A 16552-nucleotide genomic window follows, 5' to 3' on the forward strand; every position below is an offset into this window, starting at 1 on the left:
GACGATCCAGTGTGGGAGTGAGCCTGCTCGCGATAGCGGTAGCTCAGTCGATAAATAAGGTGACTGTCAGGCCGCCATCGCCAGCAGGCTGGCTCCCACAGGTGATCGGCGGTGAATACCAAAGCTGTGTCCGGCGACGATCCAGTGTGGGAGTGAGCCTGCTCGCGATAGCGGTAGTTCAGTCAATAAATAAGGTGACTGTCAGGCCGCCATCGCGGGCAAGCCCGCTCCCACAGGGATTAGCAGTGTGGCGCGGGTTTTGGCAATTCGACGTTATCCAGCATTCGGTTCACGGCCAGTTCGGCCAGCATGACGATTTGCTGAATTGCCATTGCTGTGTGTCGGTGCGGGCCTTCCAGGTAGCCGGCGAAGTCACTGGCCATGACACTGGCCTGGGCCAGCGACTCGCAGGTGTGGGCCAGCAGGTCTTCGTCTTTGATGTCCGGCGCAATCAGGAACATGGTGCTGGGTTTGCGGTTGGCCGGTGATTTGAGGGCGGTGGGGTTGAGGTAGTGATCCAGCGCGCGTTCGGCCGCGTCGTTGAATTTTTTGGAGTCGGCGGATTCGTAGGGAGAGACGTCGTCCGCGGCGGGCGGGTTTGGTGTTTCTTTAATCATGGTGTAACTCCTTCTGCGTGATGGAGCTACCAATCTTTCGTTCCAAGCGAAAGGGTGGCAGCTATACGCGGGCTGGAAACCGAGGCAGAAGGAGCCCGGCAGACCCGAAGGTCTCCCACGTACAGCCGCCATATGGGGAGCGGCGATCAAAAAAAATCGCCGCAGTATCCCATTTGTCGAGCTATTACGCCTTCAATACCTCGGGTTTCCAGGCCCGGTCGCTGATGCGCAGCGACCGACAAAGCCTATCCACTCCGCTTCCTACCCAACAACCGCCGCGACTTGTCGGAAACATCTCCGAAAACCGGAGCGTCTGTAGGATCAGTGCGAGATATGTTGTTTAAAAGATGCTTCAAATACCTTGTAACGGCTACTCGGCATCAAGCCGCCAATAGCGTTCAGGGGAGCCTATATCGGCGCGCTTGGAGGCTCCGAATAGCGGAAGTTGACTCCGGTAGGCGCCTACAGCGTGGGCTTTCTTTTTTGCACTTGAGGTCGGAAATTGAACGGCGCTCATTTTTAGTCCAGCCTGCCTCCAGGCGGCGAGCCGAGTCAAGACCAGCCCCGGAAGCTGTCGATAGATAGCCTCCTCATAGACGAACCAGTTCATTGGCCGGTCAGTGGCGCCATCCTCTTCGTACGGTTGCGCAAGCAGAAACGCTTCGCGAACCGCCAGGCAGGCATTGCTCGTCAGCAGATGGTCGGGGTGGGAAAGGCCCATGGGCATGAGAACGGTTCCGCCCCGTCGCTCAAGGATTGTTTTTAGCGCCGGTACGAGGTCAGTCGTTTGATAGCCGCGACCGTACTGGCCGTCCCAGAAGTTGAGCCATGAGCCTTTCGCACCGAGTCTGCGCATCGACTCCGCATCTTCATAACGTCGCGTGAGCACGGCTTGATACCCACTACTAAAACCTGTTGCTCTGTCCCACGCCGGGGTCGCTATTTCAGGATCAGGCACGCCAGCGAATACTGTAATGACAAGAGCGTCTCGACTTTCAGCCAAAAGGCAGCCGCAACTGAAGACAGCATCATCTAAATGTGGGGAGATTACGGTGATGTGTTGCGGGATTGGCAAACGCATTGAATTCCGTCTCCCGACAGTAAAATCGGTGCCTCTCCTCAGGTATAGCCAAGTTTAAATATCAGGCGCGCAAGTCAGCGTCGAAAACGCTTCGGTATCTGGAAAAATTATGCTTTTAAGAGTGCGAATTATTAGCGACTGACAACTTCGGGTTTCAGTAATATCGGGTAGCCCAGATACGACAAAACCCACACTCGGCGGGCTTTGTTTTGCTTCGTATCTGTTGGGCTGGGCTACGTTGAATTTATTCGTCTTAATAGAGCTGAGGCACGATGAGTTCCGGTGGCGTCGGATTGCGCGAGTAGTCCTCCTGACGCACGCGTTTCGGCAGTTCGATCACCGGTAGTTCAACCTCTTCGTAGGGCATTTGGCCGAGCAGATGATGGATGCAGTTGAGTCGGGCTTTTTTCTTGTCGTCGGCTTGCACCACCCACCATGGCGCTTCGGCGATGTGGGTGCGTTCGAGCATGATTTCCTTGGCCTTGGTGTAAGCCTCCCAACGTCGACGGGACTCAAGATCCATGGGGCTGAGTTTCCACTGTTTGAGCGGGTCGTGAATGCGGCTGAGAAAGCGCAGGTTCTGTTCCTGGTCGGAAATGGAGAACCAGTATTTGATCAGCTGAATACCGGAACGGGCGAGCATCCGTTCAAACTCTGGCACCGTGCGAAAAAACTCTTCGTACTGATCGTCATTGCAAAACCCCATGACCTTTTCGACCCCGGCGCGGTTGTACCAGCTGCGGTCGAATAGCACGATTTCACCCGCTGCCGGCAGGTGCGAGACGTAGCGCTGGAAATACCATTGAGTACGTTCGCGATCGTTGGGCGCAGGCAGGGCCGCGACACGGCATACCCGAGGATTGAGTCGTTGGGTGATGCGCTTGATGACACCACCTTTGCCGGCTGCATCGCGTCCTTCGAACAGGATCACCACTTTGTGGCCGGTCTTGACCACCCAACTTTGCAACTTCACCAGTTCGCCTTGCAGGCGGAACAGTTCGCTGAAGTAGAGTCGTCGGGCTTCCTTCTCGCTTCCGTCCTCGGCGTGTTCATCAAACAGCGCATTCAGGTCATGTCCGTCTTCGGATAATTCCAGTTCCAGCTCTTCGTCACTGTGATCGAGCAGCTCGCGGTGGATGCGCTGTATCAAGGTGTCCTGGGTTGAAGGCATGGTGAGAACTCACGTCGTGGGTGGCCGCGCAAATGCTATTCATAATTTGTGACGAGGCGGTGACGAGCGTTGGTGTTTCATCCGGTTTACAGGTTGATTAAGCGACTATGCAGGATGATCGCCGCAACATTGGCGATAATTTTCAGATGGACGCTGCTGTAAAAACGACGGATCAGGTTCAGACTGTTCAAAACCATATCCGTCTATTACGCGGCGTAGCGAGTAAGTGACGCCCTTAACGCTAGCCTCAGGTGAGTGTATTGACTCTGCGGGCGTTACTTCTGCTCTTTCGATATGCAGTCAGTGAAGGCACAATGCGCATCCTTTTTTGACTGGCCTTGCCGGAGGCCTCGAAATGATCAAAACGCCGTACTACCTCATCGACAAACAAAAGCTGCTGAAGAACATGCAGACGATCGCGTATGTCCGCGAACAGTCTGGGGCCAAGGCCCTGTTGGCGCTCAAGTGCTTCGCCACCTGGTCGGTGTTCGACTTGATGCAGCAATACATGGACGGCACCACGTCGTCGTCGCTCTACGAACTCAAGCTTGGTCGGCAGAAGTTCGAAGGCGAGACCCACGCCTACAGCGTCGCCTGGGCTGACGACGAGATCGAAGAGATGCTCGACAACAGCGACAAGATCATCTTCAACTCCATTAGCCAACTGCAACGCTTTGCCGAGCGTTCCGAAGGCAAAGTCCGCGGCCTGCGCGTCAACCCGCAAGTCAGCAGCTCTGACTATCTGCTGGCCGACCCGGCGCGTCCGTTCAGCCGTCTGGGCGAGTGGGACCCGGTGAAGATCGAAGGCGTTATCGACCAGATCTCCGGCTTCATGTTCCACAACAACTGCGAGAACAGCGACTTCGGCCTGTTCGACAAAATGCTCTGCACTATCGAAGAACGCTTCGGTGAGCTGCTGCACAAGGTCAGCTGGGTCAGCCTGGGCGGCGGCATTCACTTCACCGGTGAAGGCTATGCGCTGGACGCGTTCTGCGCGCGGCTCAAGGCGTTCTCGCAAAAGTACGGCGTGCAGGTCTACCTGGAACCGGGCGAAGCGGCGATCACCAACAGCGCCTCGCTGGAAGTGACCGTGCTCGACACGCTGTACAACGGCAAGCACCTGGCGGTGGTGGACAGCTCCATCGAAGCCCATCTGCTTGACCTGCTGATTTATCGCCTCAACGCCAAGCTCGCGCCAAGCGAGGGTGATCACACCTACATGGTGTGCGGCAAGTCGTGCCTGGCCGGAGACATCTTCGGTGAGTATCAATTTGATCGTCCGCTGGCCATCGGTGATCGGCTTTCATTCATCGATACAGCGGGCTACACCATGGTCAAGAAGAACTGGTTTAACGGCCTGAAAATGCCATCCATCGTGGTGAAACAACTCGACGGTACAGTCGAAGTGGTTCGCGAATTTGGTTTTGAAGACTACCTGTCCAGCCTTTCGTAAAGCAGACATATAAAGGAGAGATACCGCAATTGAAAAAGAACGTTCTTATCATTGGCGCAGGAGGTGTCGCTAAGGTGGTGGCCCACAAGTGCGCGCAGCACAACGACGAACTCGGTCGTATTGCTATCGCGTCGCGCAACATCTCCAAGTGCCAGGCCATCATCGACAGCGTCAAGGCCAAGGGTAGCCTCAAAGTACCCGCCGACATCAAGGCCTTCGCGCTGAACGCTCTGGATGTCGAGGCGACCAAGGCGCTTATCCGCGAAACTGAATCGCAGATTGTCATCAACGTCGGTTCCGCCTTCCTCAACATGTCGGTGCTGCGCGCTTGCATCGATACCGGCGCAGCCTACCTGGACACCGCTATTCACGAAGAGCCGGGCAAGGTCTGCGAGACACCACCGTGGTACGGCAACTACGAGTGGAATCACCTCGAGGAATGCCAGCAGAAAAACATCACCGCCATTCTTGGCGTGGGCTTCGACCCCGGCGTGGTCAATGCCTATGCAGCTTTGGCGAAGCAAGAATATTTCGACAGCATTGATTCGATCGACATTCTCGACGTCAATGCCGGTTCCCACGGCAAGTATTTCGCTACCAATTTCGACCCGGAAATCAATTTCCGCGAGTTCACCGGACAGGTGTGGAGCTGGCAGAACAGCCAGTGGACCAGCAACGCCATGTTCGAAGTCAAACGCACCGACGACCTGCCGGTCGTAGGGTCGCAGAACCTGTACCTGACCGGCCACGATGAAGTGCACTCCCTGTCGAAAAACCTCGGCGTGCCCAACGTGCGTTTCTGGATGAGCTTCGGCGAGCACTACATCAATGTGTTCACCGTACTGAAAAGCCTCGGCCTGCTCTCCGAGAAACCGGTCAAGACGGCTGAAGGTCTGGAGGTCGTGCCGCTGAAAGTGGTCAAGGCCGTGCTCCCTGACCCAAGCTCGCTGGCGCCGGGCTACACCGGCAAGACCTGCATCGGTGATCTGGTCAAGGGCACCAAGGATGGCCAGCCGCGTGAAGTCTTCATCTACAACGTGGCCGACCACGAAGAAGCTTACGCAGAAACCGACAGCCAGGGCATTTCCTATACAGCTGGCGTGCCGCCCGTGGCCGCAGCGCTGCTGGTCGCCCGTGGCGAGTGGGACGTGCAGCGCATGGTCAACGTCGAGGAGCTGTCGGCTGAGCCGTTCCTCAAGGCACTGGACGTGATGGGCCTTCCAACCCGCATCAAGGACGAGAATGGAGATCGTCCCTGGAACGGTAACGTCTAAGGCTCGTAACCTGCCGCTGAGCTTGATTGCCAGTGCCAAAAACGCCGCTCATTGAGCGGCGTTTTTGTTTGTACGTGATTTCTGGATGGTGAACTTCAGGAGGAAAAAACTTCCGAGCGTTGTTGCGCGGGCTCCTTGTGTCTGTGCGGTTGCTGCCGGGCTAGTCGCACCTGGACGTCAGTGACTGCATCCAGGACTTTCTGCGCCCAGCGCTCATCTTCCGGATGCACGACAACCACGCGAAAACCGTGGTCATGACCTTCAATCCGTACGCCTTCGGAATCGTCGACATGCAAGTCGATATCGAATGCCGGCGGAAACTTCGAGGGCGCATTCGACAGCCCATGCACCGTCAGGGCACGGTTATGCCGCACACTGTTGACCACGCCGTCGACGCGGATCCCGTAAAGCAATAACCAGCGCCGGATGTAAGACGGCGTGCGCCCCGACGATGTGTAGACCCAGATGCTGCAGCCCTGGCGGCGTAACTCTTGGGTCAGCGAGCGTGTTCCGATCCGCAACGGCTCACCCAGCCAACGGTGAACACAGGCCGGCAGCCGGCTTTTCTCGACTGCGCAGTGGTGGAGTTGGCAGGCCAGCGTGTCATCGATATCGAACGAAATCCGTATGCGCGCACGCCTGAACACGGGCATCGGGATGGCACGCTGGATGGCTTGCCATACCCGGCTGGCGGAAGTTCGGCATTTGGCGAGCATTGGATACCAATCCATCAACGGCCACCCTGATGGACGGGCACGCGTTTGTCTTTGAGAAAAAACTTCAAGGGATCAGGCGCCTGTTCTTCCAGGAAAGCTGCATATTTTTTCTTGATCTTGGGCAATTCGTACAACGCCTTGACGCCATGCTTGGCGGAGTTGCGTATGACCGAGGACGGGTTGAAGTAGCCCTCGGCGTTTTTCAGTGTCAGCACGAACGGCGGCAGACCTGCGCGCATCAGCAGATAGCTGACGATAAGCGAGCCGCTACGGTTGTTGCCTTCAATGAACAATTGCGGCTTGCTGAGGATGCGCACATACACACCAGCGGCACGCTTCCAGACTGATTCGCTGCGATGCGCAGAGTACCAGTTGAACAAGTCTTTGATTCCACCTTCCACGTTGTTGAAGAAGTGTTCCTCGGTGGCGGCAAGGTGTTGAGCGAATTCCAGCCGGCGGGCCGGGTCTCGGCCGCACAGCACCGTGGCATTGATCTCTAGCATCAGATTCAACTGCTGAAGATCAAACAGGTCGACATCACGTGCAACGTAGTCGTCAATCAGGGCATAGCCTTCAAGCACGTTCTGCAGCACCTCGTCCGTCAAGGGATCTCGCTGCTCGGTGAATTGCGTGCTGAGCTCGGCAAATCGACTTTGCACCTCACGTAGCGCACGTTCAATCGCGGGCAAATCAAGACGACGCTTTGCGAACATTGGCAATCCTGATGAAGATGAGTGAGAAGGTAAAGCGACCGAATGCACGCCAATGTCGTTTGGCCCTTGGCGGCATTCGGTCCTGACCGGATGGTTGTCGATTAGCTGAATTTGCCGCTGATGTAATCGCTGGTCATTTGCTCACGTGGGTTGTCGAATATCTGCGCGGTGGGGCCCATCTCAACCAGATAACCGGTACGCGTGCCCTGCGAAATATCTACCGAGAAAAATGCCGTCGTGTCAGCGACACGGATCGCCTGCTGCATGTTGTGGGTGACCAGAGCGATGGTGTAGTCCTTCTTCAACTCGACCATCAATTCCTCGACACGGCGTGTTGCAATCGGGTCGAGTGCCGAGCACGGCTCATCCAGCAACAGGACTTCCGGTTCGGTGGCGATAGCGCGGGCGATGCAGAGTCGCTGCTGCTGGCCCCCCGAGAGGGACAGACCGCTGACCTTGAGCTTGTCCTTGACTTCATCCCACAGCGCGGCGCCCTGCAGCGCGTGCTTGACGCGGTCACCCAGATCGCCCTGGTAACGATTGAGGCGCAGGCCGAAAGCCACGTTATCGAAAATGCTCATCGAGAACGGGTTCGGCTGTTGGAACACCATCCCGATGTAGCGACGCACGACCACTGGATCGACGCCCTTGCCATACACGTCTTGCCCGAGGAAATGCACATGGCCCTCGAAACGAAAGCCCTTTACCAGATCGTTCATCCGATTGAGGCTGCGCAGCACGGTGCTCTTGCCGCAGCCGGAGGGACCGATGAATCCGGTGATCTTGTTCTTCTCGATCGGCACATGGCTGTCACGGACCGCCATGAAGTTGCCGTAAAAAATCTTGTCGAGCTTGCAGTCCATGACCACAGATGCCTGGGCCTCGAACGGGGCAGCTTTTTGCGCAGATAATACGTTCACTGTATTTGCTCCCATTCTCAAAACTTCGGCTTGCCGAAAATACGGCTGACGATATTCACAATCAGCACGATCATCACCAACACGAGCGAGGCCGCCCAGGCGAGCTCAAGCTGATTGTCGAACGGCATGCCGGAGAAGTTATAAATCAGTACGGCAAGCGATGCGGTCGGGTTCATGACCGCCAGGCTGCCGTCGTGGTAGATCCAGTAGTTGCTGAACAGGGCGGTAAACAGCAATGGCGCGGTTTCGCCGGCTGCCCGCGCCACCGCCAGCATCACGCCGGTCAGGATCGCTGGCATGCCGGTAGGCAATACGATTTTCCAGATGACCTGCGAGCGGGTGCAGCCCATTCCATAGGCTGCATCCTTCATGATCTTGGGCACCATCCGCATCGACTCTTCAGCGGTCAGCACGACGATCGGCAGCATCAGCACTGCCAGTGCCACGCCGCCCGCCGGTGCCGAGTACGTACCGGTGGTCATCACCACCAGGGCGTAGGCAAAAACCCCGGCCAGAATCGAAGGCAGCCCCGTGAGCATCTTGGCGGCGAAGCGCGCGGCGTTGGCCAGCTTGCTGTCCGGTCCCAGTTCAGCCAGAAAGACCGCCGCCATGATGCCGACCGGAACCGCGATTGCGGCTGCGATACCGACCATGACAAAGGTGCCTGCCATTGCGTTGCCGAAGCCACCGCCGGTCTCGAACCCGGTCGGCGGTAGTTCGGTGAACACCTCCAGGCGCAGACGGGCACCTCCACGGGTAATCAGCATGTAGAGCACGGAAATCAGCGGCACGCTGGCCAGCAGGGCGCCCGCCCAGACCAGAGTGGTCAACACCAGGCTGCGCAGGGCGCGGCCTTCAAATTTGCGCTGCAAACTTGGCAGCGCGGCTGCAGTAGAACTGAGGTCATTCATCATTTAGTACCCCGCTGGGCATAGACCATGATCATGGAACCGATGACGTTCACTATCAGGGTGATCAACATCAGTACCAGTGCGGCATACATCAACACTTCAACCTCGGTCGGCCCCGCTTCGGGGAAGTTCAGCGCCAGCAAAGCTGCCAGCGTGTTGGCCGGTGCAAACAGAGAAAGAGAAATATTGTTCGAGTTGCCGACCAACATCGCCAGGGCCATCGTTTCACCCAAGGCCCGACCCAGGCCCAGTACCAGTGAGCCGAAAATGCCGGTGGCAGCGGATGGCACCATCACCTTGAGAATCGCTTCCCAGTGGGTAGTCCCCATGCCATAGGCGGCTTGCTTGGTTTTCATCGGTACGCCCGAGAGGGCATCCTGCGAAACGGCGGCAATCGTCGGCAGGATCATGATGGCCAGCACCAAGGCGGCGGGTAACAGGCCTGGGCCGCTCAAGGTCGTGCCGAAAAAAGGTATCCAGCCCAGTTCGCTGTTCAACCAGTCCGTGAGAGGCCGAATGGCTGGAATCACCACGTAGATCCCCCACAGACCGTAAACGACGCTGGGAATCGCCGCGAGCAACTCGACAATGGTGCGAAAAATGGCTGCAAGCTGGGCAGGCAGGAAATCCTGGGTCAGGAAAATCGCCATGCTGACGCCGAAAAAGCCTGCGATCACCAACGCGATCAGGGCGCTGTAGAGCGTGCCCCAGATGGCCGGCAGAATGCCGTACTTGCCTTGGTTCACATCCCAGACGGAGCCCAAAAGGACGTCCAGACCGTGCTTCTCGATGCCGGGAAGAGCCTTGCGCCCCACCTCGAATACCAAGGCAAACACCAGCGCCAGAACCAGAACCACGCCAATCCGCGCAAGCGCGCGAAAGGTGCGATCAAGCAGGAAATCCTTTGCAGAAGGGGGCTGGCATGCAGAGTCCGGATTAACCGGTACGACAAATGGCTTGTTCATGGGCTAATTCCGGAGCGTGGGGGAAATCCCTTCGGCGAGGCTGATAGCGCACGCCGAAGGAGCCTCGCGAGCGTCACTGGATGTTGGCGGAAGCTTTACGAACCTGATCGACGACCGATTGCGGCAGGGGGATGTACCCCATCGAATCGGCGATTTTCTGGCCTTCGGTCAGACTGTATTCGACCATTTCGCGCATAGCCTTGGCCTTGGCCGGGCTCTCGTTCTGCTTGCGGAAAATCATCCAGGTGTAGGACGTGATCGGGTAGGACTTGGCGCCATCCGGATCGGGCAGCCAGGCCACCAGGCTTTCCGGCATCTTCACCGCAGCCAGAGCCTCTGCTCCACTTTCCGCGTTCGGTACAACGTAAGCGCCGGCCTTGTTCTGCAACTGGGCAAAGTCGACTTTAGCCAGCTTGGCGAAACCGTATTCGATGTAGCCGATCGCACCCGGGGTCTGGCGTACGGTGGCTGTTACACCATCATTCTTGGGCGATTTGATGAACTTGTCGCTGGCCGGCCAGTTGACGGTATTGCCTTCACCCAGCTCCTTTTTGAACTCAGGATTGATTGAAGCCATGTGCTTGGTAAATACCGCGGTAGTACCACTGGAGTCTGCACGTACGACAACCGTGATCGGCATGTCAGGCAGTTTCAGCTCCGGGTTGGCCGCGACGATCTTTGGATCGTTCCAGCGAGTGATCTTGCCCAGGAACACATTGGAGTAAACGTCGCGCGGCAATTTAAGCCCTTTGGGACTGCCCGGCAGGTTGTAAGCCAGCACGATTTCACCCGCAGTCATCGGCAGCAACTGCGCGCCTTCCGCAACCTTGGCGATGTCTTCGTCTTTCATTGCCGAGTCACTGGCCGCGAAATCAACGGTTTTGTTCAGGAAGTCCTGCACACCCGCACCGCTGCCCTTGGATTGGTAATCCACGGTGACGCCAGTGGCTTTCTTGCTGAAATCCTTGAACCAGGTGAGGTAGATCGGTGCAGGGAAACTGGCACCAGAACCAGTCAGGCGGACGCTGTCATTAGCGAAAGACACTGAGGAGGCACAAAGAGAAACCGTAACGGCGAGCGCAGCAGACTTGATCAAACTTTTCATTAAAGGAACTCCTTGTGATAACGGGCTCCCGAACTTTGAAGCAAGTTTGTGAAGTTTTTATGATGGTTGGGCGGTTAGGGTGCTTGGGGTGGGGGTTTTGTTCATGTTGAATCCTTGTGGCTCTATCACTGCCAGCAACGTTAGCGTGCTTTCGCGGACCTCAGTAATCGGGTAAAGCTGGAAATCGCGAGATGTATGTCGTCTTGAGTATCTCCGTCCCACTCCTCAACCGTTTCCAGCTCTGCTCGTAACCTGGCAATACGCTGTTCGATCTCTTCGATTTCAGCGGCACCACATTGCTCAGCGATTGCCTGCCAACCGTCATCAGAGATTTTTTCCTGAACAGATAAGCCGGACCGGGCATTTGCGAATAGCTTCTTGAGGTTACTCATATGAGATCTCGGGTGGGTTGCAGAAAAAGGCACTGGGGACCCTGACGAAATCCTGAGGATACGGGATCGGGCATGAATTTGGTTGTGATGGAATTGGCACCTCAGGGCGCACTGTGTGTCAGTCGTTTTCTGGTAACTAAACAGGCCTCTTCGCGGGCAGCCGCGCTCCCACAGGTTTGCGCTGTCTGGTGAGATTGCGCATTTCTCAGGGCATGGTCGAGCCAAAATTCCCAACCCCCAGATGCAACAAAACCCGCATTTGGCGGGTTTTGTTTTGCTACGTATTTGGTGGGCCACAGAGTGTCGTTTTCTACACGCTGGAACCTGACAAAACCTGACGCTGGAACAGCTATCGTTGATCATTCATGAGATGTTTTCGCAACTGGGGCATTCGACATTAATTTGGCATGTTTTTGTCTCATTCATGAGGGCGAGCCTCGAGAGACATTGCCTAACACGTTATTGCTCAACATAGTGACGAGCCGGCCGATAAGGTTCTGAGATTCGCCCGCTAGTAAACGTAATCTACTGCATGGAGCATGTATGTTTGATTGGATCAGGAATATCCGTGTAGGCACCAAACTAGGTACTGGCTTCGGCCTGGTACTGGCGCTTACTTCTCTACTCGCTTTCACTGGCTGGATAGCAATCAATAGTCTTGATGAGCGGGGCGTCAAGATAGAGAGCATTGCTCGTGTCGCCGAGATGACCAAGGACTTGCGAGTTCATCGTTTGCAGGTAGAACTCAACCCCAAGGGCGATGGCTCCCAGTTAATCCTACAGACGCTTGAGAAGCTCACTGAACATTTGAACACTGCGCGTGCCAGCCTGACCTCGCCCAGCGATTTGGCGCTGATTGACCAGCAGATAGCCGCGGTCAAGGTGTACCGCGATGCCTTTGGCTCCTTAAGCCAGGCGGGAACAGATTTGGCTCCGGTATTCGCCCGAATGAGTGCGCAAGGCGACATCCTGCTCAGTGCCACCAAGCAGTTGATAGCGTCACAATCCGCCAAGCGCAATGCCGACTCGTCTTTTGCTAAAACCATGCTTGCTAGTATCGCTGCGCTGGCGTTACTGCTCGGCGTCCTCGCGGCCTGGGTCATTACTCGGCAAATAGTTACACCGTTGCAGCATGTCCTCACGGACGTCGATCGTATTGCCTCCGGCGATTTGAGTCAGGATCTGGAGGTCAATCGTCGCGATGAGTTAGGGCAATTGCAGAGAAGCCTGCAACAAATGACCACCAGCCTGCGTGAATTGATTGGCGGTATCGGCGCTAGCGTCATCCAGATCGCTAGCGCTGCCGAAGAGTTGTCAGCCGTCACTGAGCAGACTAGTGCCGGCGTGAACAGCCAAAAAGTCGAAACCGACCAAGTTGCTACTGCAATGAACGAAATGACCTCCACCGTGCAAGAGGTAGCGCGCAATGCTGAGGAGGCCTCTGACGCCGCCGCTGCCGCAGATCAGCAGGCCCGCGAAGGCGACCAAGTTGTTGGTGAGGCCGTGGCTCAAATCGAGCGCCTAGCTATCGAAGTCGGCAACTCCACTGTGGCGATGAGCAATCTCAGAGAGGAAAGTACCAAAATCGGCGGTGTGCTCGATGTTATTAAGGCCGTCGCCCAACAAACCAACTTACTGGCTCTCAATGCCGCCATTGAGGCAGCGCGAGCTGGCGAAGCTGGACGAGGTTTTGCGGTAGTTGCCGATGAAGTTCGTAGCCTGGCGCAGCGTACCCAGCAATCCACCGAAGAAATTGAAAAGCTAATCTCCAGCTTGCAAAGCGGCACTCGAGAGGTATCCAGCATTATGGAGAGCAGTCGTACATTGACTGATAGTAGTGTTGAATTAACTCGTCGCGCCGGTACATCTCTTGAGAATATTACCCGCACGGTTTCTACAATTCAGTTGATGAATCAGCAGATTGCCTCAGCCGCTGAACAGCAGAGTGCCGTGGCTGAAGAGATCAACCGTAGCGTGCTGAACGTGCGCGATATCTCTGAACAAACCGCTGGCGCTAGTGATGAGACAGCCGCCTCAAGCATTGAATTGGCACGCTTAGGTCATGAACTTGATGGGTTGGTTAAGCGCTTTCGACTGTAAGGCTGCTCTAAAGTGAAGAAAAGGGTGAGAAAAGGTGACGCATTTATTTAAGGGAGAAAAGGGGACGCATTTATTTAAAAATCGCGTTTGGCTTTTCCCCGGCACTGTAGGAAGAGGCGTGATAGAGCCGGAGTATCAGCGCACACGGTGTGTCAGTCGATTTTTGTCAGCTAAACACGCCTCGCGCCTACAGATTTACGCTGCCCCGTGAGATCGCGCATTTCGCAGGCCATGGTCGAGCTACAAATCCCCAACCCCCAGATGCAACAAAACCCGCACTTGGCGGGTTTTGTTTTGCTTCGTATTTGGTGGGCCGGGGTAATCTGAATCTGGCTTTTATCATATTGATTTTTATGATTAAGATTCGTTTTGGTTTTTAGTTGGAATACCAACTGGAATACCTTGCGAAATTGCACGCCACTTGGCCGCGCGCTTGTATTCGGCTGACAACTGTTCACATCCGCTTTGTCTAGCGTGCTTCGTATCCGAGTTGAGCGGTGAACTGAGTAAAGCTGCCGGGGGCGACAGGCAGAAATTGATCCAATATAGCGGTCATGACTCAACTTTTGTTGATCTTAGGCTCTCTATTTCGACCGGTTTACCTGACGCCATGAAGTAGGCTCGACATTGTGCTACCAGATTCCATAACAAGGGATACTGCCCTGCAACGTGTGAAACCCGGAGGCAGGTTGGCTTACGGGTGTCTGGCTATAGCAACGCTTATCGCAACTCGACAAGGGCTTTATCTGCTGAATAGTTCCTTGTGCAAGGTCACGAACGCTTGAACAGTCATCGGTGACTGTCCCGTAACTTTGCCAATAATGGAATCCTCACCCTCGAACACGCCGTGCTGGTAGTCCTTGGCAACTTCCAGCAGATGCTGAATGAGGAAAGGCTGTAGGCCGTCGCTCTGCAACTCCTGGCGGTACTGATCCAGTGTTATCGCCACGTACTTGATCTCACGACCCAATACTCTGCCGACTTCGTCAGCTACGCCCTGCTGGTTCAGTTCAACCGGACCGTACAGCGGGTACGTCCTGCCCTTGTGGGATTGCGGGTTTTCCAAGATGGCAGCGATCAGTCGAGCCTGATCCTCTGCTGCGATCGGGGCGTGACGACCTGAACCAAACGGCAGGCGAATCTCGCCGTGTTCAACAATATGTTTGCGCCAGTGCGGGTAGATCAGCCACTGTGCAAAGTAAGTCGGTCGCAAGTGCGTCATATCCAGGCCCGACCAGTCAAACACTCGCTCGGCAGTGTAGTGATTAAGGGCCGCGTGACTCTTGGCCACGCGACGTGCGGAAATTTGAGACATGTTTACAACTGACTCTACCCCGGCTTCTTTAGCAGCGAGAGCGAAGTGGGCAGTCGCTTCAATCAAGCCAGGTGCGATTGGATAAACGAAATAAGCTCGCTTGGTGCCTTCAAGCGCTGCTCGAACCGTGTTCAAGTCCAGCAGGTCCCCGACCACAACTTCAGCGCCCAATTGGCGCAGTCTGGCCGCTCGATCATCGTTCGTGCGGACCAGCGCACGTACCGCGTGTTTTTTCTCGCGCAATATTTCAACGGTTCTCCGACCGGTAAAACCGCCGGCGCCGGTAACGAGTATGGTGGGGCTTGTCATCGTTCTTCTCTCTCTTTTGGTTTCCGACTGCATAATGGGCATGACTTGTATGATGGCTGTAATATAGTTATATGATGGTTATCATCTTTGTCAACGAATTCTTCAGTTCTAGGGAAATTCAGCACGTAAGTTTTAGAGGGGGGGGCGTTGCAGGCGGGGGCTGGCGGGAGGTCAGCAATCTGACGAGAGGGCTGGCAACCACCGGAACGAGTTCCCTAACGGGGGCCGGAAGACGAAGTCGTCGCGCTGATGGATCATTTTCGCGATGACGGCTTGGATTCAAATGCCTGCATGCCCAGCTTCACTGCGGGTCGGGCTTCTATCAACGCCAGCCAGCGTGCCATACGGGGCAACTTCTCCCAATCAATTTGGTCGCGCACCGATCTTGCAAAAGTAAACGCAGAAATATCGGCCATCGAGAAGGCATCGCCCGCTATGTACCCGGCCTCGAGAAATGCGTCTGCCGTCATCAGATGTTCCAACGCTCGCCGGTTTAGTGGCGCAGATGCATCTTGTTGCCCTATCTGGCGCAGAAAAAAAGCGGCGTGGCTTGGGGCGATAACATCCGTGACGAAGAAATAAAACCGGTCGTAGACCCTATACCGTTGAGCACTCGGCCCTTGGGGCGACAGCCGACCAGGGGCCTGTTCGTCAGCGAACTGAATAATTGCATTTGACTGATTGATTACAAGGGTAGGTGAGACGCTGTGATCTACAAATGTCGGAGTCTTACCTAACGGGTTAAGCGCCAGATATTCTGGGGCACGCTGATCGCCAGAGAGAAGGTCAAGACACCTCGGGGTAAATTCTATGCCCGCTTCAGCCAAGGCGATTGCAGCTCGCAGACTGTTCCCCGTTGATGCGCCATAAAGCTCTCGTACCTCAGACATAAATTGCTAGCCTCGTAAAATAGGTTACGCGAATGCGTCCACTAGGGACGATGTATGACTGTTTCAGCAATTTTGCTGACACTCTCAGTGTCTCGTCGGCGCTGAGCACAGCCTCAGTGCCTCAATTTTGTACTTGACTGGTGTGTATTTACACATATGATGGGCGTCATGAAAAGCCCCCATGGCGCCGACCTTTGTCATTGTCTCGCCGCCAGACGCCACGCGCGTCTGCTGACCCGCCTCTACGACCGGTACTTGTCTGCTGCGAATCTTACTGTCTCGCAGTTTTCCACTCTTGCGTTGATCAATGAACATCCCAGGATTCTAATCGCCGATTTGGCAGAGGTTATGGTCATGGAAAGAACCACATTAGTTCGGGCGCTGAAGCCATTGCAGAGCGAAGGTTATATCGCTAGCCATGCTGAAGGGCCGCGTTCTGCCATCAAGCTCTCGCTCTCTGCGCAAGGACGAGCAAAGTTGAAAGAGGCCGAACCCCACTGGAAAGCTGCGCAGCGTGAGCGTGAGGATCAAATCGGCGAGGCCTCAGCTGTACTGATTCGTAACTCGCTTCTTGAGCAAGCCGTCGGCAAGTAAATTTTTTTGCATGTTTCATGTGTAAT

The 16552-nt window shown here is 55.6% G+C and carries 16 protein-coding genes; 4 read left to right on the plus strand and 12 right to left on the minus strand.

From position 1 onward, the window contains the following. Positions 1–239 precede the first annotated feature (239 nt). From K5K95_RS12575 to ppk2, 3 genes are all read right to left on the minus strand, one after another. Positions 240–617, minus strand: a complete 378-nt coding sequence (locus K5K95_RS12575; RefSeq protein ID WP_222589697.1) for a DUF6124 family protein — start codon at positions 615–617, stop codon at positions 240–242. Between the two features lie 370 nt (positions 618–987). Further along, positions 988–1698 (minus strand): PIG-L family deacetylase, encoded by a 711-nt coding sequence (locus K5K95_RS12580; RefSeq protein WP_222589698.1) that lies wholly within the window; start codon positions 1696–1698, stop codon positions 988–990. Positions 1699–1951: 253 nt separating this feature from the next. Further along, on the minus strand, positions 1952–2869 hold the full coding sequence (gene ppk2 / locus K5K95_RS12585) for a polyphosphate kinase 2 (protein ID WP_222589699.1): 918 nt from the start codon (positions 2867–2869) through the stop codon (positions 1952–1954). Between the two features lie 355 nt (positions 2870–3224). On the opposite strand from ppk2, the gene K5K95_RS12590 reads away from it, so the two are divergent. Both K5K95_RS12590 and K5K95_RS12595 read left to right on the plus strand, forming a co-directional pair. Beyond that, positions 3225–4322, plus strand: coding sequence for a carboxynorspermidine decarboxylase (locus K5K95_RS12590; protein ID WP_222589700.1), 1098 nt, complete (start codon positions 3225–3227; stop codon positions 4320–4322). Between the two features lie 29 nt (positions 4323–4351). Then, positions 4352–5596, plus strand: coding sequence for a saccharopine dehydrogenase family protein (locus K5K95_RS12595; RefSeq protein ID WP_222589701.1), 1245 nt, complete (start codon positions 4352–4354; stop codon positions 5594–5596). 95 nt (positions 5597–5691) lie between these two features. Here K5K95_RS12595 and K5K95_RS12600 read toward each other — a convergent pair whose 3' ends face one another. From K5K95_RS12600 to K5K95_RS12630, 7 genes are all read right to left on the minus strand, one after another. Beyond that, complete coding sequence (locus K5K95_RS12600; RefSeq protein ID WP_222589702.1) at positions 5692–6327, minus strand: hypothetical protein; 636 nt, start codon at positions 6325–6327, stop codon at positions 5692–5694. Continuing rightward, on the minus strand, positions 6327–7025 hold the full coding sequence (locus K5K95_RS12605) for a hypothetical protein (RefSeq protein WP_222589703.1): 699 nt from the start codon (positions 7023–7025) through the stop codon (positions 6327–6329). The genes K5K95_RS12600 and K5K95_RS12605 overlap by 1 nt, the downstream gene beginning before the upstream one ends. 101 nt (positions 7026–7126) lie before the next feature. Then, complete coding sequence (pstB, locus tag K5K95_RS12610; protein ID WP_405046064.1) at positions 7127–7960, minus strand: phosphate ABC transporter ATP-binding protein PstB; 834 nt, start codon at positions 7958–7960, stop codon at positions 7127–7129. Positions 7961–7962: 2 nt separating this feature from the next. Further along, on the minus strand, positions 7963–8856 hold the full coding sequence (pstA, locus tag K5K95_RS12615) for a phosphate ABC transporter permease PstA (RefSeq protein WP_222590335.1): 894 nt from the start codon (positions 8854–8856) through the stop codon (positions 7963–7965). Then, positions 8856–9821 carry a phosphate ABC transporter permease subunit PstC gene (gene pstC / locus K5K95_RS12620; protein WP_222589704.1) on the minus strand — a complete coding sequence of 322 codons (966 nt, stop codon included), beginning with the start codon at positions 9819–9821 and terminating at the stop codon, positions 8856–8858. Before pstC ends, pstA begins: the two co-directional genes overlap by 1 nt. A gap of 73 nt (positions 9822–9894) precedes the next feature. Beyond that, positions 9895–10926: a phosphate ABC transporter substrate-binding protein PstS gene (gene pstS, locus K5K95_RS12625; RefSeq protein ID WP_222589705.1), complete on the minus strand. Its 1032-nt coding sequence runs from the start codon at positions 10924–10926 to the stop codon at positions 9895–9897. Between the two features lie 140 nt (positions 10927–11066). Next, on the minus strand, positions 11067–11318 hold the full coding sequence (locus tag K5K95_RS12630) for a hypothetical protein (RefSeq protein ID WP_222589706.1): 252 nt from the start codon (positions 11316–11318) through the stop codon (positions 11067–11069). Between the two features lie 543 nt (positions 11319–11861). Here K5K95_RS12630 and K5K95_RS12635 point away from each other — a divergent pair. After that, positions 11862–13418: a methyl-accepting chemotaxis protein gene (locus K5K95_RS12635; protein ID WP_222589707.1), complete on the plus strand. Its 1557-nt coding sequence runs from the start codon at positions 11862–11864 to the stop codon at positions 13416–13418. A gap of 742 nt (positions 13419–14160) precedes the next feature. On the opposite strand, the gene K5K95_RS12640 is transcribed toward K5K95_RS12635, so the two are convergent. Both K5K95_RS12640 and K5K95_RS12645 read right to left on the minus strand, forming a co-directional pair. Further along, entirely contained in the window at positions 14161–15042 is an 882-nt protein-coding gene (locus tag K5K95_RS12640) for an NmrA family NAD(P)-binding protein (RefSeq protein ID WP_222589708.1), read from the minus strand. Positions 15043–15296: 254 nt separating this feature from the next. After that, entirely contained in the window at positions 15297–15932 is a 636-nt protein-coding gene (locus tag K5K95_RS12645) for a glutathione S-transferase family protein (protein WP_222589709.1), read from the minus strand. Between the two features lie 168 nt (positions 15933–16100). Here K5K95_RS12645 and K5K95_RS12650 point away from each other — a divergent pair, with 168 nt between their 5' ends. Further along, positions 16101–16526 (plus strand): MarR family winged helix-turn-helix transcriptional regulator, encoded by a 426-nt coding sequence (locus K5K95_RS12650; protein WP_260329026.1) that lies wholly within the window; start codon positions 16101–16103, stop codon positions 16524–16526. The last annotated feature ends 26 nt before the right edge of the window (positions 16527–16552 follow it).

The organism is Pseudomonas sp. DR48, assembly GCF_019823085.1.
In the GTDB taxonomy this organism is placed as follows: domain Bacteria; phylum Pseudomonadota; class Gammaproteobacteria; order Pseudomonadales; family Pseudomonadaceae; genus Aquipseudomonas.

Excerpts from the sequence above, each read along its gene's own strand:
- K5K95_RS12605 (WP_222589703.1), bottom strand. The coding sequence starts at position 7,025 with ATGTTCGCAAAGCGTCGTCTTGATTTGCCCGCGATTGAACGTGCGCTA.
- K5K95_RS12580 (WP_222589698.1), bottom strand. The coding sequence starts at position 1,698 with ATGCGTTTGCCAATCCCGCAACACATCACCGTAATCTCCCCACATTTA.
- pstC (WP_222589704.1), bottom strand. The coding sequence starts at position 9,821 with ATGAACAAGCCATTTGTCGTACCGGTTAATCCGGACTCTGCATGCCAG.
- K5K95_RS12630 (WP_222589706.1), bottom strand. The coding sequence starts at position 11,318 with ATGAGTAACCTCAAGAAGCTATTCGCAAATGCCCGGTCCGGCTTATCT.
- K5K95_RS12635 (WP_222589707.1), top strand. The coding sequence starts at position 11,862 with ATGTTTGATTGGATCAGGAATATCCGTGTAGGCACCAAACTAGGTACT.
- ppk2 (WP_222589699.1), bottom strand. The coding sequence starts at position 2,869 with ATGCCTTCAACCCAGGACACCTTGATACAGCGCATCCACCGCGAGCTG.
- pstS (WP_222589705.1), bottom strand. The coding sequence starts at position 10,926 with ATGAAAAGTTTGATCAAGTCTGCTGCGCTCGCCGTTACGGTTTCTCTT.
- K5K95_RS12575 (WP_222589697.1), bottom strand. The coding sequence starts at position 617 with ATGATTAAAGAAACACCAAACCCGCCCGCCGCGGACGACGTCTCTCCC.
- pstB (WP_405046064.1), bottom strand. The coding sequence starts at position 7,960 with ATGGGAGCAAATACAGTGAACGTATTATCTGCGCAAAAAGCTGCCCCG.
- K5K95_RS12640 (WP_222589708.1), bottom strand. The coding sequence starts at position 15,042 with ATGACAAGCCCCACCATACTCGTTACCGGCGCCGGCGGTTTTACCGGT.
- K5K95_RS12600 (WP_222589702.1), bottom strand. The coding sequence starts at position 6,327 with ATGGATTGGTATCCAATGCTCGCCAAATGCCGAACTTCCGCCAGCCGG.
- pstA (WP_222590335.1), bottom strand. The coding sequence starts at position 8,856 with ATGAATGACCTCAGTTCTACTGCAGCCGCGCTGCCAAGTTTGCAGCGC.
- K5K95_RS12650 (WP_260329026.1), top strand. The coding sequence starts at position 16,101 with ATGAAAAGCCCCCATGGCGCCGACCTTTGTCATTGTCTCGCCGCCAGA.
- K5K95_RS12645 (WP_222589709.1), bottom strand. The coding sequence starts at position 15,932 with ATGTCTGAGGTACGAGAGCTTTATGGCGCATCAACGGGGAACAGTCTG.
- K5K95_RS12590 (WP_222589700.1), top strand. The coding sequence starts at position 3,225 with ATGATCAAAACGCCGTACTACCTCATCGACAAACAAAAGCTGCTGAAG.